Genomic DNA, 15,785 nt, shown 5'->3' on the forward strand with positions numbered 1-15,785 from the left:
TTATGCAACTGAACGCCAGAGCACCCACGTTACCGAACGGCATGATTTGGTTGAATAGGCCCGTTCCTAAATTCGGAACAAAACGAAGATAGTCATTCTCTAACATCTCCATTTTGTTGACTAGCTGCAAGGCTTAGGTTGCGGGCATCGGAAACAAGCCACCACTTATGGAGGCAAGTGGCGCGACCAAAGTCCAAGGAGTGACTGACATGTCCATCAATTCTGCAAACAACAACGCCGACTATGCGGCCTTCATCCTTCGTGTCACCAGTGGCGTGGCCTTCCTCGCCCACGGCTGGATGAAGGTGAGCCTCTTCACCATCCCCGGCACTGTGGCCTTCTTCGAAAGCCTCGGCCTGCCGGAGGTCTTCGCCTACCTGACCATCCTTGGCGAACTGGGCGGCGGCATGGCGCTAATTCTGGGCGTGGGCGTCCGCACTGTCTCGATCCCGCTCCTGGCGATCCTGCTCGGCTCGGTCTGGGCCCACTCGGGCTTCGGCTGGGCTTTTTCGAACGAAGGCGGCGGCTGGGAATTCCCGCTGTTCTGGGCCATCGCACAGGGTGTGATCCTGCTGCTCGGCGCCGGAGCCTACGCGCTGCACCTGCCGGTTCTCGACCGCACCCTCGGCAAATTCGCCGGAGCGTAACTTAAACGCCGGATCGCCAGAAGGCGGTTCGGCCCAACTCGGGAGACGTCTCATGCAAACGCACAGCCTTCAGGACCTTCGCGACCGCTTCGCCCCCTCCGACCGGATGCCAGTGGTCTTTCTTGGCCATGGCAGTCCGATGAACGCGATCGAGGATACCGCCTTCAGCCGCGCCTGGACCCGCCTGGGCCAGAGCCTGCCGCGGCCCCGGGCCATTCTCGTGGTTTCAGCCCATTGGATGACGCGGGGCACCACTTTGGTCGACGTCTCGGAGATGCCGAAGACGATCCATGATTTCTACGGCTTCCCCAAAGCGCTGTTTAAGCAGCAATACCCTGCCGCCGGACAGCCGGAGCTTGCCCGCGAGGTGGTGACCCTGCTCAAAAGCCACCGGGCGCAGGAAGACGACCGCTGGGGGCTCGACCACGGCGCCTGGGCGGTGCTGAGATTCCTCTACCCCGAGGCCGACGTGCCGGTGTTCCAGGTCTCTATCGACATGAGCCGCGGACTCGAGCATCAGCTTGAGATCGGCCGGGCCCTGTCGGAGCTGCGTGACCGCGGTGTCCTGATCCTCGGATCGGGCAACGTCGTGCACAACCTGCGCACCATGCAGTGGGGCGGTCGACCGCAGGACTTCGCGTTGGAATTCGACGCGCTCTTCGCTGACCGTCTCGTGGAGCGCGACTTCGCCGCGCTGGCCGATGCCAAGGGGCTGGGGGCGCTTCTGCCTATGGCGCATCCGACGGTGGATCACTACCTTCCCGCGCTCACCATCGCCGGGGCCTCAGACAATGGCGACGATCTGACCTTCATGACCGATGCCATCGATCTCGGGTCGGTGTCGATGCGGTCCTTCATCTTTCACGCGAACTGAGGAGAAAGCACCATGCTTATCGACGGAAAATGGATGGAGAACTGGCAGCCGGTGCAGAAGGCCGACGAGAGAGGCCGCTTCGTGCGCCAAGTGTCTAGCTTCCGCAACTGGATCACGGCCGACGGCCAGCCAGGCTTGACGGGCGAGGGCGGTTTCGAGGCCGAGCCCGACCGCTATAGGCTCTATGTCGCGCTGATCTGTCCCTGGGCGTCGCGCACGCTGATCGCCCGCAAGCTTAAGGGCCTTGAGGACATGATCGAGGTGACAGTGGTGAACCCGACCCTGACCGATCAGGGCTGGAGTTTCGGCGGCTACCCCGGAGCGGACGAGGACCCGCTCTACGGCGCGCGCTACATGCATGAGCTCTACACCCGTGCCGATCCGCAGTTCACCGGGCGCGCGACCGTACCGGTGCTCTGGGACATGAAGCGCGGCGTGATGGTGAACAACGAAAGCGCCGACATCCTGCGTATGCTGGACACCGCCTTCGAGCATCTCGTGCCATCGGATATCCGTCTGTATCCCGAGGCGCACGCGGCGGAGATCGACGAACTCAACCCGCGCATCTACGACCAGTTGAACAACGGGGTCTACAAAGCGGGTTTTGCGACGTCGCAGGCGGCCTATGACGAAGCGATGGACGGGATCTTCGCAACGCTCGACGAGCTCGAGGACCGGCTGACTGGCGATTTCCTGTTCGGAGACACACTGACGGAGACGGACATTCGGGCTTTCGTGACCTTGATCCGTTTCGACGCGGCATATCATGGCCTCTTTAAGACCAATCGCCGAGAGATTCGGGATTATTCGCGTCTATTTGAGTATTTAGAGCGTATTCTGCAGATCCCAGGCGTTCGCCAAACGGTGGATATGGACCACATCTTGCAGGGCTATTACTCGATCAAGGCGCTCAATCCCCTCGGAGTAGTCCCCAAGGCCCCTGCGCACATGAGTGCGCTACTCGAAAGGGCGACATGAACGCTGACAGGCAAGGAGTTGACGGCGCAGCATAGAACACGTGCCAGCACGTTGGTGTGGTTTTTCACCTCGGGTCTCTGCGCCTGCAAGCTTTGGAAGCCCGCGCGCTCGAGCAGGGCTCCTGACTGGAAAAACATCTGTCGAAAAGGAACAAGTATTGGCGGAAATCAAAGGACTTATCGACGCTGCAATTATGCGAGGGTTGACGAAAGGAGAGGCGGAACAAGCTTTCCTTACATTGTTTGAAGGAGCGGCCTCACCGGCGCAGATCGCCGGCTTTCTCATCGCCCTGCGAACGCGTGGCGAGACAGTCACCGAGATTGCCGCCGCTGCATCCGTTATGCGTGCGAAAATGCAACGCGTTCGGGCACCAGACGGTGCAATTGACATTGTCGGGACTGGCGGAGATGGAAAAGGGACCCTCAACATTTCCACAGCGACGGCCTTCGTAGTGGCTGGGGCAGGTGTCCCCGTCGCCAAGCACGGAAATCGCAAGCTCTCCTCGAAATCCGGAGCGGCGGACGCGCTCTCGTCTTTGGGGATTGACCTCATGCAGAGCGCAGAAGTCTCAGAGCGTCTGCTTGAAGAACACGGGATATCGTTCTTGATGGCGCCACTCCATCACGCAGCGATGCATCATGTGTCACCAGTTCGCGTGGAACTCGGTGCTCGAACGATTTTTAACATCGTCGGGCCACTGACTAATCCTGCAGGGGTCAAGCGGCAATTAACGGGTGCTTTTTCAAGCGAGTGGCTTAGGCCAATGGCAGAGGTGCTGCGCGATTTGGGTTCGGACGCCGCTTGGCTCGTCCATGGAGGCGACGGGACGGATGAGCTTTCCATTGCCGGACTGAGCCACGTCGTCGCTTTTGACGGCGGCGAAATATCTGAGTTCGAGGTACACCCGGAAGATGCCGGGCTTCCGGTGCATGATTTTACTGAGGTCCAGGGCGGAAACCCGATCCACAATGCGAGAAAACTTTCCGACTTGCTTGGTGGAGAGCGCGGGGGCTACCGAGATGCAGTGCTTTTGAACGCCGCCGCTGCTCTGAAAATTTCTGGCAAAGTCGAGGATCTGGAGGGCGGTGTGGCGCTGGCAGCTGAAAGCATTGACGCTGGGCATGCCAAGAACAAACTGGAGGTACTCAAGAGTGCCTGTGAGTATGTGAAGCGGTGATCCTGCAGATGCTAATCAGCAACAACAACAGCATAATTTGCTGCTTTAAGTGCAAGGAATTTGCCTTGCTGACAGTTGAGCTTGCGCCCAGCTTCCAGCCGGTACTGGAAACTTTTTGTGTTTTCAGATGGTTGTGAAAGTGAAGCACTACCCGATTTGTTTGGCCAGGCGACCCGCCATCCCCTTGGGTTGTTGATTTCAAGTGGAGACAAGCAAAATGGCATTAAGAAAGCGGAAAGCCGTTCTCGATGGGGCGCGCGCGGTTTTCTTTGCGTGCGGTTATGCTGGGGCTAGCATGGACGAGATTGCAAAAACCGCAAGAGTGTCCAAGGCTACAATCTATGCCTATCACGACAGTAAGGAAGCTTTGTTTACGGCGATTGTTGAACGAGACTGTAAAAAATTAATGAGTGATGTTGAAGGTATCGTTGCCGATTGCGACGACTTGCGGCTGACCCTGACAAAACTGGCTACCCGCTTAGTCAACTTTACTTGCGATGAAGATTTTCTGTCACTTTATCGAATCTGCATTTCTGAAGCACATCGCCAGCCAAAGATCGCCCGAGCGTTTCATGCCGCAGGCCCAGGCTTTGCCCGCGGCTTAATTGAACGTTATTTGAAGCGGCAGACTTTATGCGGTGCGCTATTGCTCGACTGCGCGGCCGCAGCGGCAGAGCAGTTCATCCAGCTCAGCTTTTCCGGGTTGATGGTTGACAGGCTGCTTGCCACTGCAGGCAAACCCAATGCCGACGAGGCAGTAAAGCGGGCGGAACTTGCAGTAGAGATCTTTATCGCCGCTTACGCGCCAAGGCCAGGTTGAGCGAACTTGAAAATGCGGGTTATTGAGCACTGATCTGCGCGATCGTTCAGTTCAGGCGCCAAGGACTTATGAAGTTTGATGCGACGGCGCAGCTCGCTTGTCGTATGCCTCCGGCGGAGGCCGTCTGACGAGATCTTGGCGCTGATGATAAATTCGACCTTATGGCCGACCATAAGTTCAGGCCTAAGATCGAAGTCCTTTCTGCCGCGAACACGCTGCGTCGGCGGCACTGGAGCGATGCCGACAAGGTCCGGAATGTGGAGGAGAGCTTTCTGGGGCACCGTGACCGAGATTAGGCGCGGCATGAACACCTTAGCTTTGACAGTGCAGCAGGGTCCTGGACGCGACCCGCATGCGGGTGAAATCTTCTACTTCCGAGGGCGCTAGGGCGACTTGGTCAAACTGCTTTGGCACGATGGCGTCGGCATGTCGCTCTACACGAAACGGCTGGAAGCGGGGAAGTTAAACTGGCCGGCCAGCGGGACCGGCGAAGCGGTGCAAATCTCCGCTGCCCATCTTGGATACCTGCTGGAAGAGATCGACTGGCGAAATCTGCGCTGGACAAAACCAGCAGTTGCAACCGAGCGTGCTGCGAAACATGAATGTCGCCGGAAGGGTATCACTCGAGACCCCACTCATCATCGACAGAATCTTGCCGCAGCGGGCAACCTGCATCTCAACGTAACTTGCAGATGTGGTGAAACCCGTGACCAAGATCGACCAGATCGAGACGATGATCCTCGATATACCGACCATCCGGGGGCACGTGCTGTCCATGGCTACAATGCGGGTCCAAACGGCGGTTCTGGTTAAGATCAAGTTCTCTGACGGCTCCGAGGGAATTGGCGAAGGCACCACCATCGGCGGTCTGAGCTATGGAGCCGAAAGCCCCGAGGGCATCCAGTCTGCCATCGACACATATATCTCACCCGTGCTGCTGGGCTGCGACGGTGACAACGTGAACGGAGCGGTGCAGCGGATCGAAAAATTTGTCAAGGGCAACCGCATCGCCAGGACGGCGGTGGAAATTGCGCTTTGGGACGGGCTTGGTAAGCGTCTCGGCGTCCCGGTCTCGCAGCTCTTCGGGGGTGCAGTGCATGGCAAACTCCCAGTGGCATGGACACTTGCTTCCGGCAATTCCGAAACGGATATCGCGGAAGCTCAGGAGATGATCGAGACCCGCCGCCACAACATCTTCAAGCTGAAGATCGGCAAACGCTCCGTGCGGGAAGACGTGGCTCATGTGGCCAGGATCAAGAAAGCCGTTGGCGATGCCGCCAGTATCCGCGTCGATGTGAACACTGCGTGGTCACTGCAGGACGCCCGATGGGGCCTGAAGGGTCTTCAGGACGCGGGTTGCGAGTTGGTCGAACAGCCTGTTCCGGCCCGGTACCGTCGCGCCTTGGCGGAACTGACCAGCGGCTACGAGATTGCCGTTATGGCAGACGAGGCCCTGAATGGTCCGGAGGATGCCCTGGCGGTAGCCGAGGCGAATGCTGCGGATGTGTTTGCCGTGAAAGTGGCGCAGTCCGGAGGACTGAAGCGGGCGTCTGAGGTGATTGCCATCGCGCAGGCGGCAGGGCGCGGCCTCTATGGCGGCACGATGCTGGAAACCGGGTTGGGGACAGCAGCCGCTCTCCAGCTCTTTTCCACCATTGAGACCCTGCACTGGGGCACTGAATTCTTTGGCCCCTTGCTGCTGACCGACGAGGTTCTGGCTGAACCGATCACTTACCGCGACTTTTGCGTTGAAATCCCGAAAGGCAACGGCATCGGCGCAACGCTTGACCCCGACAAGGTCGCATTTTTCCGCCGTGAAGGCGGCCGGAACATGAAAGCCGCCGCCGGGCAATAACCAGCGGCATGACATCAAAGCCAGTCAAAACGCTGCCAAAGCGTTGCGGCTGTCAGGAGGAGGACGACTGATGTTCACACAATCCAATCTCGAGGAATTCGAGGCCCGCCTCGACGGTGCGATCCAAGATGATCCCGAAAACGGCGTCTTCCGCTGCCGTCGGGATATCTTCACCGACGAAGAACTGTTCGAGCTTGAAATCAAGCACATCTTTGAAGGCAACTGGATCTACATGGCCCATGAAAGCCAGATCCCAGAGCCGGGCGATTACTTTACACTTACCATGGGCCGCACACCCGTCGTTATCACCCGCGACAAGGACGGTGAACTGCACGCACTGGTCAATGCATGTTCGCACCGTGGCGCGCAGCTCTGCCGGTTTAAGCGCCGCAACCAGAAAACGTTCACCTGTCCTTTCCACGGCTGGACGTTCTCGAACACCGGCAAGCTTCTGAAGGTCAAGGACCCCAAGGGCGCGGGTTACCCCGAGCAGTTCAACAAGGACGGAAGCCACGACCTGACAAAGGTTGCTCGGTTCGAGAACTACCGTGGCTTCCTGTTCGGCTCGCTGAACGCCGATGTGCAGCCGCTTGAGGACTATCTCGGCGAGGCGCGCAAGATGATCGACGTGATCGTTGACCAGGCTGACGAAGGGCTTGAGGTGCTGCGCGGGTCCTCGACCTATACCTATGACGGCAACTGGAAGCTGCAGGCCGAGAACGGCGCCGATGGCTATCACGTATCCGCTGTCCACTGGAACTACGTCGCTACCACCGCGCACCGTACCGACGATGGCAAGGAAGACAACATCAAGGCGACAGATGCCTCGAAATGGGCTAAGCAGCGCGGCGGTTTCCACGCATATGAGAACGGCCATATCCTGCTTTGGACCGAATGGGCGGACCCGACCAACCGCCCGAACTATCCGCGCCTCGAGGAATGGACCGAGAAATACGGGAAGACCAAGGCAGAGTGGATGGTGGGCGTTCTGCGTAACCTCTGCCTGTACCCGAATGTCTTCCTGATGGATCAATTCAGCTCGCAGATCCGCGTTTTCCGCCCGATCAGTGTCGATCAGACTGAAGTGACGATCTACTGCATTGCACCCAAGGGCGAGAGCCAAGAGGCCCGCAGCCGCCGTATTCGCCAGTACGAGGATTTCTTCAACGCCTCCGGCATGGCGACCCCGGACGATACCGAGGAATTCCGGGCCACTCAGCGCGGTTACGCGGGCGCGGCACATGCCAAATGGAATGACTTGACCCGTGGCGCCACCCAGTGGATCGAGGGCCCTGATGACGATGCCAAGGCCCTCGGGATCAACCCGGTTCTTTCCGGGGCCCGCACCGAAGACGAAGGTCTATTTGTCATTCAGCATACCAACTGGTCCGAGCGCATGGGCGAAGCCATCGCCAAGGAACGCGCCACTGCGCCTGATGCACGCACCGCGGCTGAGTGAGGAGGAAAAGACATGAGCACTGAAACACTTGAACGCACCAACACCAGCCCGGGGATGAGCTTTGAAGACATCCAGGCCTTCCTCTATGCCGAGGCCCGTGCGCTGGATGACCGCGACTGGGACACCTGGCTGACATTCTATGACGCGGACTGCCCGTTCTGGATGCCCGCCTGGGATGACTACGACAATCTGACGGAAGATCCGCAGAATGAGATGTCGCTGATGTACTATCCCAACAAACAGGGCATTGAGGACCGCGTGTTCCGTATCAAGACTGACCGGTCTTCTGCAACATCGCTGCCTGAACCGCGTACCAACCATTACCTTTCGGGGATTGAAGTGCTGAGCCGGGAGGGCACGCAGATCAAGGTGCGCTTCAATTGGCAAACGCTGAGCTATCGCTACGGCAAAACCGACCAGCACTGGGGCACGTCGTTCTACGCGATCGACAGCAGCGGCCCAAATCCGCTTATCACCGACAAGAAGGTGGTCCTTAAGAACGATCACATTCACCACGTGATCGACGTCTACCACATCTGATCCCGGGAAATTCGGGAACTTAGAGAGCTCCGCGCATCCACGTCAGGGTGCGCGGCCAAGGGAGGAGCATGCCATGACGACCTATAACGTTGCCCTGAATTTCGAGGATGGCGTCACCCGCGTCATCCAGTGCGATGACGACGAGAAGGTGACCGATGCGGCCTTCCGTCAAAAGATCAACCTGCCGATGGATTGCCGGGATGGCGTCTGTGGCACCTGCAAGTGCTTCGTCGAAAAGGGCGAATACGAGCTGGAATTCTATATGGACGAGTCCATGAGCGACGAAGAGGCGGAACAGGGCTTTGCGCTGACCTGCCAGATGACGCCGGAAAGTGACTGCGTGGTGCGCGTCCCGGTGCCCTCCGCTGCCTGCAAGACCGCACCGGAATCTGTCGAAGGCGAGGTGCTGGGCGTCGACACCCTATCGGAGACCTCCTTCGGGCTGCGAGTGAAACTGGCCAAACCAGTCAGCTTTCTACCCGGCCAGTATGTGAACGTCACCGTTCCGGGGACCGGCAAGCACCGCTCTTATTCCTTCTCCTCCGCACCCGGTGCCGATGAGGCCACGTTCCTGATCCGCAATCTACCCGGCGGCGTGATGAGCAGCTACCTGGGCGAACAGGCCAAGGCCGGCGACAGCGTCACGCTGACCGGACCGATGGGCGCGTTTTACTTGCGCCCCATGGAGCGCGCGCAGCTGTGGTTGGCCGGCGGCACCGGCCTGGCACCATTCCTGTCGATGCTGGAGCAGGCGGCGGAACAGGGGACGGATCATCCCATTGTGCTGTACTACGCGGTGACCCGCGCTGCCGATCTGGTGGAGCTGGACCGCGTGCAGGACCTGGCTGCAAAGATCGGCAATGTCACCGTCATTACCATTCTGGCCGCCGAAGAAGAAGCACATGAGCGTAAGGGCTTTGTCACCGATCATGTCACTGCCGGCGATCTGAACGGCGGCGATTGCGATGTGTACCTCTGCGGTCCGCCACCGATGGTCGATGCGGTGCGGGGCCACTTCAGCAAGCTGGGGGTCGAGCCTGCGAATTTCTACTTTGAGAAGTTCAACCCGACCGAAGCAGAGGCGGAAGCCGCATGAGCCGCCGGTTTGATGAAAAAGTCATGGTCGTGACCGGCGCGGCCCAGGGCATTGGCCGCCGGGTTGCCGAACGGGCAGCTGCCGAGGGCGCCCGGGTGCTGATCGTGGACCGTTCCCCCGCGCGCGAGGAGGCCGCGGAGTCGATCCGCGGAGGGGGTGGTGCGGCGCAGGCAGTCTCGGTTGACCTTGAGACTTGGGAGGGCTGCGCGGAGGCGATGCAGGCCGCTATGGACCTGTGGGGCCGGATTGACATCCTGGTCAACAATGTAGGCGGAACGATCTGGGCCAAGCCGTTTGAGCAATACGAGCCCGGGCAGATCGACGCCGAGGTGCGCCGGTCGCTTTTCCCGACGCTGTACTGCTGCCGGGCCGCGATTGAGCACATGCTCCCGCAAGGCTCGGGCGTGATCGTCAACGTGTCGTCCATCGCCACGCGCGGGTTGAACCGCGTGCCTTACGCGGCGGCCAAGGGCGGTGTGAATGCGATCACGGCGAGCCTGGCCTGGGAAGTGGCCGAGCGCGGCATCCGTGTGGTTGCCGCCGCCCCCGGCGGCACCGAGGCGCCGCCGCGCATAGTGCCACGCAATCCCAATGCCGAGGAAGAACAGCGCGATGACTGGTACAAGACCATCGTCGACCAGACGGTGCAGTCATCGCTGATGAAACGTTATGGAACACTCGACGAACAGGCCGGTCCGATCCTGTTCTTGGCGTCGGATGACGCATCCTACATCACCGGTGTAACGGTGCCGGTGGGGGGCGGTGATCTCGGTTAGCGCCGAGCTGGACAGGCCCTGAGGAGGGGCCGGAAGAACCAACAGGAGGAAACTACAATGAAACGCGCAATCCTGGCGGCCCTCGGGCTCGCCACCAGCCTTGCTGTGCCCGCAGCCGCCGAAGAGGACATCAAGGTCGGCTTGCTGCTGCCGTTTTCAGGCGTCTATGCCGCGCTCGGCAATGATATCGAAGCGGGCTTTACCGTGGCCCTTGAACAGTTCGGCAGCGAAGCCGGCACGGGTTTCGAAATTGTCCGCGAGGACACCGAAGTGAAGCCGCCCGTAGCGCTTGGCAAGGCCAAGAAGCTGATCCTGCAAGACAAGGTTGATGTTGTGGCGGGCATCGTCAGCTCAGGTGTTCTGGGCGCCGTGCGCGACATGGTGCATGGCGCCGGTGTGCCGCTGATCGTGGCCAATGCCGGTAATGATGATGCCACCGGGGCAAGCTGCTCGCCCTATATCACCCGCATGTCATTTTCCAATGGCCAGGTGAACCGCCCGATGGGGCAATGGATGTACGATCAGGGCATCCGCAAAGTCTATACGCTGGCCCCGGACTATGCGGCGGGCCGCCAGATGATCGGGGGCTTCGTTGAGACTTTCACCGCCGCGGGTGGAGAGATCGCCGGGCAGGAATTCACCCCGTTTCAGAAAACCCAGGATTTCGGTCCCTATCTGGCGCAAGCCAAAGCAAGCGGCGCCGATGCGGTCTATGTGTTCTATGCTGGCGGCGAGGCGATCTCCTTCGTCAAGCAGTACGATAGCTTCGGGCTGAAGGCGGATCTGCCGCTATATGGCTCCGGCTTCCTGACCTCGCCGCTGTATGTCAACGCCGAAGGCCCGGCCGCCGAGGGTGTAATCACCGCGCTGCATTACGTGCCGACGCTAGACAACGCGGCCAATGCCGCCTTTGTCGCGGCATTCCAGGCCAAGACCGGTCGTCTGCCGTCGGAGTTCGCCGTGCAGGGGTATGATGCGGCCCGGGCGCTGGTCGAGGCGGCCAAAACCGGTGCTCACGACCGGGCATCGCTGGCTGAAGCCCTGCGCCAGGTCAGCTTTGACGGGCCGCGCGGCAAGCTGTCGATCGACCCGGCCACCAACAATATCGTCCAGCCGGTCTACGTCTACGAAACCGTGGCTGGTGAAAACGGGCTGACCCAGAAGGTGCTGGCCGAGCTGCCCGCCGAGGCCGACCCAGCCAACGGCTGCGAGATGGCCCCTGTCTCCAACTGACAATGCTGCCCGGCCGCCCCCCGTGTGGCCGGGCCCATATTCCGAGGAGGGCCTCTCATGGCACATGATCTTGGTTTCTGGACGCTTCAGGCGCTGAATGCGCTGCAACTGTCCATGCTGCTCTTTCTGCTTTCCATCGGCCTGACGGTCATCTTCGGGCTGATGCACTTCGTCAATCTTGCTCATGGATCGCTCTATGCGCTGGGGGCATACTTTGCCGCCTCTCTGGCCGCCATCGGTGGATATTGGATGGGGTTCTTTCTTGCGCCTGTCGCCGTGGCCGGGGTTGGCATTTTGCTTTATTCCGGACTTATCAAACGGATGCGCAAGTCCGGTCCTATGGCCCAGGTGCTCGTGACCTTTGGGCTTATCTTTGTGCTGCTCGATCTGACACGGATTTTCTGGGGCGATCTGGCGTTGGCTATCGACGCGCCTGCGCTGCTTTCTGGTCGGCTGACGTTCCTGGGCATCGAGTATCCGGCCTACCGGCTGTTCATCATCGTTCTCGGACTTTCCATCTTCGCAGCGCTCGCATTTGTGCTGAGCCGTACGCAAATCGGCGCGATGATCCGGGCCGGTGTCGACAACGATGCCATGGCGTCTTGTCTCGGTATCAATGTTGAACGGTTGTTCTTCATCGTTTTCTGCGTCGGATGTGCGCTGGCAGGTCTTGCGGGGGTCGTCGCGGCGCCGCTCTTGAGCGTTACGCCGGATATGGGTCTACAGATCCTGATCCCGACTTTGATCGTGATTGTCATAGGCGGTCTGGGCTCGCTTAAAGGCGCAATCGCCGGGTCGCTGATCTATGGTTTCGTTCAGACCTTCGGCGCGGTTTTGGCTCCGCAGCTCGCTTCTATCCTCATCTATGCCCTGTTGGCTGCTGTCCTCGTGATCAAGCCCGTGGGCCTGTTTCCTGCGAAAGGATAAGCCGATGTTTCGTCACAATGCTCTTCGCTACATGGCCCTCGTGCTTTTGGCCGCAGGTGCCCTCTTTCAGGCCTTTACCGCCGAGTACTTCGGGCTGGAAATCCTGACCGAAATCTTGATCCTGGCCATGCTTGTGCTGGCTCTCGACATCGTTGCGGGCTTTGGGGGCATGGTATCGCTTTGCCACGGCGCACTGATGGGTGTTGGCGCTTATGCCTACGCCATCCTGTCTGCTAAGGCGGGCCTCGCGCCGCCCGTGGCCATGGCTGGCGCCATCGCTTTGACCGGTTCCGCCGCCTGGATCATCGGCGCAATCTGTTCACGCAGCCATGGAATCTATTTCATCATGGCGACACTCGCCTTCGGCCAAATGGCCTATTCCTACGTGTTCGAAGCCCCAATCTTTGGCGGAGACGATGGGTTAGGTGGTATTTCCCGGTTGGATCTGAGCTTTATCGGAGTTGATCTGAATGACAGCCGCAGCTTTGCGTTCTTCTGCCTAGCCATCCTTGGCGCGGTCTATGGCGCATCTGTTCTCATTCTGCGTTCAGGGCTTGGCCGTTCGCTGACGGGCGTCATGCACAACGAACAGCGGATGCGCGCGCTTGGATTGACGATCTGGCGGATCAAGGCGGATGTGTTTGGGTTGTCGGGCATGATTGCCGGCCTCGCCGGCGCGCTTGCTGCGCAGCACATCATGTATATCTCGCCCGGGCTTCTCAGCTGGACTGTGTCCGGCGAGGCACTGGTTGTCGTTATCCTTGGCGGCTTAGGAACTTTGGTTGGTCCGCTCGTGGGCGCTGCCGCCTTTGTGCTGCTCAAGCATGAACTGAGTTCGCTTACGGCACACTGGCATCTTGTTGTCGGCGTAATTCTGATCGCCGTGGTGATGAGCCGCGCAAACGGTATCTTCGGCTGGATCGAAGCCCGCTGGGGTGCCCGGGTCGAACGCCGTGTGGCTGATGCAACGCGCAAACAGGAGTCCGAGGAGGTGTTGACCGATGCTTGAGACGCGTAATCTGGACAAGAGCTTCGGTGCCGTCCACGTCACCCGCGATGTATCGCTGAAATTGGAGCGGGGAGAACGCCGCGTGATCCTGGGCCCCAATGGCGCAGGCAAGACAACGCTGTTCAACCAACTGGTGGGTGAACTCACACCCGACAACGGATCGGTTCATCTCGCTGGCGAAGATGTCACCGCCTTGCCTGTTGCTAAACGCGCCCGCCGCGGCCTGTCGCGCAGCTACCAGAAGAATACTCTGTTCGACGGTCTGACGGTTGAGGAAAATCTTGGGCTTGCCGCTGCCGTGCATACCGGCAACGCGACGCAGCTTTGGGCAGATAGCCTGGCAAAGCCCGACGTTCGCGAGATCGTCGAGGAGGTGGCGGAACAGGTGAACCTGATGCCGTTCATTCACGCCAAAGTATCTGAGATCAGCTACGGCGTGCGCCGCCAGCTCGAAGTTGGCGTCGCGCTCGCCACAAGGCCGCTTGTTCTGCTGATGGACGAACCCACTAGCGGTGTCGGGCCAGAGATGTCGAAGGGGTTTCACGACTTGCTGAACAATCTGCCGCGTGACCTGACAATGCTCATCATCGAGCACGACATGGACCTCGCCTTCGACGTGGCGGACACGATCACTGTGCTCAACTACGGCGAAGTTGTCTTTGACGGCTTGCCGGAGGAGGCCCGCGGGTCAAGCCTGCTAAAGGAAATCTATTTGGGGAGCTGGGAAGATGCTTGAACTGAGGGCAATCGAATCCGGTTATGGCGAAACGCAAGTTCTCTATGGCCTTTCGCTGGAAGCGCAAAAGGGCAGGGTGCTGGCCATCCTGGGCCGCAATGGCGCAGGAAAATCCACCACGCTGAAAACCATCATGGGTCTCCTTCCGATCAAGTCCGGTGAGATCGCCTTCGAGGGTAAACCGATCGCGAGGCAACCATTCGACATCGCCAAGAGTGGTATCGCTTACGTTCCTGAAACGCGTGACATTTTCCCGTCTTTGACAGTGCGCGAAAACCTGGAGATAGCGGCTAAGCGATTTGGCGGAACCAAGACCGAATGGACGATGGAACGGGTTCTGGATCTTTTTCCCCGTCTTGGGGAGCGGATGGACAACGGCGGCACCCAACTGTCAGGCGGCGAGCAGCAAATGCTGGCGATTGCACGCGGTTTGCTGATGAATCCCCGCCTCCTGATCCTCGATGAACCGACCGAGGGCCTGGCGCCGATCATTGTGAAACTGATCCACGACAAGCTCCAGGACCTGAAGGCAGCCGGGCTTTCGATGATCATCGTGGAGCAAAACTTTGGTTTTGCAACCTCGCTTGCCGATGACGTGGTGGTGGTTGGCAAAGGCCAGGTCGTCTGGACTGGCAGTGCAGAAGAGATCAAGGCAGACGAGGACGCGCAGCATACCTGGCTTGGTGTGTAATTGGGCCGCCTGGTACACCGGCCGTCCAACTAGAAAACCTTGCGGGCCACCTTTTGCGCGATGTTGACGAAGTTCTTCACATGCAGGCCTTGCTCGTCCAGCCGGTAGTTGACAGACAGTTCGGTGCGCGCGAACTCGGGTTCGATCCTGAGGAATTTCATGCCCTTCCGCGGGGCGTTTGCAACTGACTCCGGCACGATGCAAACGCCCTCGCCGACGGCAACCAGGCCGAGTGCGGTTTGCAGATCCATGCACCAGATGCGTAGCGGCGCTTCGAAACCGGCGTCTTCGATAGCTTTTAGAACCATGTCCGCATAGCTCGGGCGGGGTTTCTCGGGATAGAGGATCAGATGATGCGTTTTCAGACGCTCAAGCTTCGCGACCGAGCGTGCCCCCGTGTCCACGATATCGGGTAGGGCCAGGATTAGCCGTTCTTCGACCAGGTGTTTCGAAAGGAACTCAGGATCCTTAAGCGTTGGGCGGGCGAAAACCGCGTCGAGTTCACGCGATACCAAAGCCCTATGCAGATCGGCATTGTTCATGGGGATAAGGCTAAGGTTCACTTCCGGGTAATTTGCCCGGTATGACCGAATGATGTTCGGAAGAATGCCAAAGGTTGCAGATCCAACGAAGCCGATGCGCAGACGTCCCTCGGCTCCCTGGCCCAAGCGGCGCACTTCCAGCTGGGTATCTTCAATCTGGGCCAAGATTGATTTCCCGCGCTCAAGCAGTCTTTCCCCTGCTTGGGTCATCGTTATCGCGCTGCGGCCGCGATTGAATAGGATCGCACCAAGCTCTTCTTCCAACTGCTTGATCTGGCGGCTGAGTGGTGGTTGCGCCATGTCGAGACGCTCAGCTGCCCGCCCAAAATGCAATTCCTCTGCCACCGCAATGAAATAGGACAGCTGTTTGAAGTTCATTTTCAGGCACTCCCCCAAGTCTTCACGTTAGGCGATCCTTCCAAGTG

17 protein-coding genes are annotated in these 15,785 nt (G+C 59.4%); 16 read left to right on the forward strand and 1 reads right to left on the reverse strand.

All coding sequences use genetic code 11. The annotated features are described in order from the left end of the window. Positions 1-209 precede the first annotated feature (209 nt). The 16 genes from ACTRWG_RS15870 to ACTRWG_RS15945 all read left to right on the forward strand — a co-directional run bounded on the left by ACTRWG_RS15870 (position 210) and on the right by ACTRWG_RS15945 (position 14,818). Positions 210-647, forward strand: coding sequence for a DoxX family protein (locus ACTRWG_RS15870; protein WP_027233725.1), 438 nt, complete (start codon positions 210-212; stop codon positions 645-647). 52 nt (positions 648-699) lie between these two features. Continuing rightward, positions 700-1,521 (forward strand): 4,5-DOPA-extradiol-dioxygenase, encoded by an 822-nt coding sequence (gene ygiD, locus ACTRWG_RS15875; protein ID WP_027233726.1) that lies wholly within the window; start codon positions 700-702, stop codon positions 1,519-1,521. 12 nt (positions 1,522-1,533) lie between these two features. After that, the gene (locus ACTRWG_RS15880) at positions 1,534-2,499 is read left to right on the forward strand and encodes a glutathione S-transferase family protein (RefSeq protein ID WP_036796647.1); all 966 of its coding nucleotides are present in this window, start codon (positions 1,534-1,536) and stop codon (positions 2,497-2,499) included. A gap of 193 nt (positions 2,500-2,692) precedes the next feature. Beyond that, entirely contained in the window at positions 2,693-3,676 is a 984-nt protein-coding gene (trpD, locus tag ACTRWG_RS15885) for an anthranilate phosphoribosyltransferase (protein WP_051357635.1), read from the forward strand. A gap of 217 nt (positions 3,677-3,893) precedes the next feature. After that, on the forward strand, positions 3,894-4,496 hold the full coding sequence (locus ACTRWG_RS15890) for a TetR/AcrR family transcriptional regulator (RefSeq protein ID WP_051357599.1): 603 nt from the start codon (positions 3,894-3,896) through the stop codon (positions 4,494-4,496). 393 nt (positions 4,497-4,889) lie between these two features. Then, a complete protein-coding gene (tnpB, locus tag ACTRWG_RS15895) occupies positions 4,890-5,309 on the forward strand; it encodes an IS66 family insertion sequence element accessory protein TnpB (RefSeq protein ID WP_209320164.1) in 420 nt (139 codons plus the stop codon). Beyond that, positions 5,203-6,351, forward strand: coding sequence for a muconate/chloromuconate family cycloisomerase (locus ACTRWG_RS15900; RefSeq protein ID WP_281172245.1), 1,149 nt, complete (start codon positions 5,203-5,205; stop codon positions 6,349-6,351). Before tnpB ends, ACTRWG_RS15900 begins: the two co-directional genes overlap by 107 nt. 70 nt (positions 6,352-6,421) lie before the next feature. Then, entirely contained in the window at positions 6,422-7,810 is a 1,389-nt protein-coding gene (gene benA, locus ACTRWG_RS15905; protein WP_027233514.1) for a benzoate 1,2-dioxygenase large subunit, read from the forward strand. A gap of 12 nt (positions 7,811-7,822) precedes the next feature. Next, the gene (gene benB / locus ACTRWG_RS15910) at positions 7,823-8,350 is read left to right on the forward strand and encodes a benzoate 1,2-dioxygenase small subunit (protein ID WP_027233515.1); all 528 of its coding nucleotides are present in this window, start codon (positions 7,823-7,825) and stop codon (positions 8,348-8,350) included. A gap of 73 nt (positions 8,351-8,423) precedes the next feature. Beyond that, positions 8,424-9,446, forward strand: a complete 1,023-nt coding sequence (gene benC, locus ACTRWG_RS15915) for a benzoate 1,2-dioxygenase electron transfer component BenC (RefSeq protein ID WP_027233516.1) — start codon at positions 8,424-8,426, stop codon at positions 9,444-9,446. Beyond that, on the forward strand, positions 9,443-10,222 hold the full coding sequence (gene benD / locus ACTRWG_RS15920; RefSeq protein ID WP_027233517.1) for a benzoate diol dehydrogenase BenD: 780 nt from the start codon (positions 9,443-9,445) through the stop codon (positions 10,220-10,222). The genes benC and benD overlap by 4 nt, the downstream gene beginning before the upstream one ends. Before the next feature lie 57 nt (positions 10,223-10,279). Continuing rightward, on the forward strand, positions 10,280-11,455 hold the full coding sequence (locus ACTRWG_RS15925) for an ABC transporter substrate-binding protein (protein ID WP_027233518.1): 1,176 nt from the start codon (positions 10,280-10,282) through the stop codon (positions 11,453-11,455). 57 nt (positions 11,456-11,512) lie between these two features. Continuing rightward, positions 11,513-12,382: a branched-chain amino acid ABC transporter permease gene (locus ACTRWG_RS15930; RefSeq protein ID WP_027233519.1), complete on the forward strand. Its 870-nt coding sequence runs from the start codon at positions 11,513-11,515 to the stop codon at positions 12,380-12,382. Between the two features lie 4 nt (positions 12,383-12,386). Then, positions 12,387-13,391 carry a branched-chain amino acid ABC transporter permease gene (locus ACTRWG_RS15935; RefSeq protein WP_027233520.1) on the forward strand — a complete coding sequence of 335 codons (1,005 nt, stop codon included), beginning with the start codon at positions 12,387-12,389 and terminating at the stop codon, positions 13,389-13,391. Then, positions 13,384-14,127: an ABC transporter ATP-binding protein gene (locus ACTRWG_RS15940; protein WP_027233521.1), complete on the forward strand. Its 744-nt coding sequence runs from the start codon at positions 13,384-13,386 to the stop codon at positions 14,125-14,127. The genes ACTRWG_RS15935 and ACTRWG_RS15940 overlap by 8 nt, the downstream gene beginning before the upstream one ends. After that, positions 14,120-14,818 carry an ABC transporter ATP-binding protein gene (locus ACTRWG_RS15945; protein WP_027233522.1) on the forward strand — a complete coding sequence of 233 codons (699 nt, stop codon included), beginning with the start codon at positions 14,120-14,122 and terminating at the stop codon, positions 14,816-14,818. The genes ACTRWG_RS15940 and ACTRWG_RS15945 overlap by 8 nt, the downstream gene beginning before the upstream one ends. A 29-nt stretch (positions 14,819-14,847) precedes the next feature. Here the strand turns inward: ACTRWG_RS15945 and ACTRWG_RS15950 are convergent, their stop codons facing one another. Continuing rightward, positions 14,848-15,738: a LysR family transcriptional regulator gene (locus ACTRWG_RS15950; RefSeq protein ID WP_027233523.1), complete on the reverse strand. Its 891-nt coding sequence runs from the start codon at positions 15,736-15,738 to the stop codon at positions 14,848-14,850. Positions 15,739-15,785: the final 47 nt, after the last annotated feature.

The sequence above is a fragment of the Leisingera sp. G5_S3_59_S7 genome, from assembly GCF_054968485.1.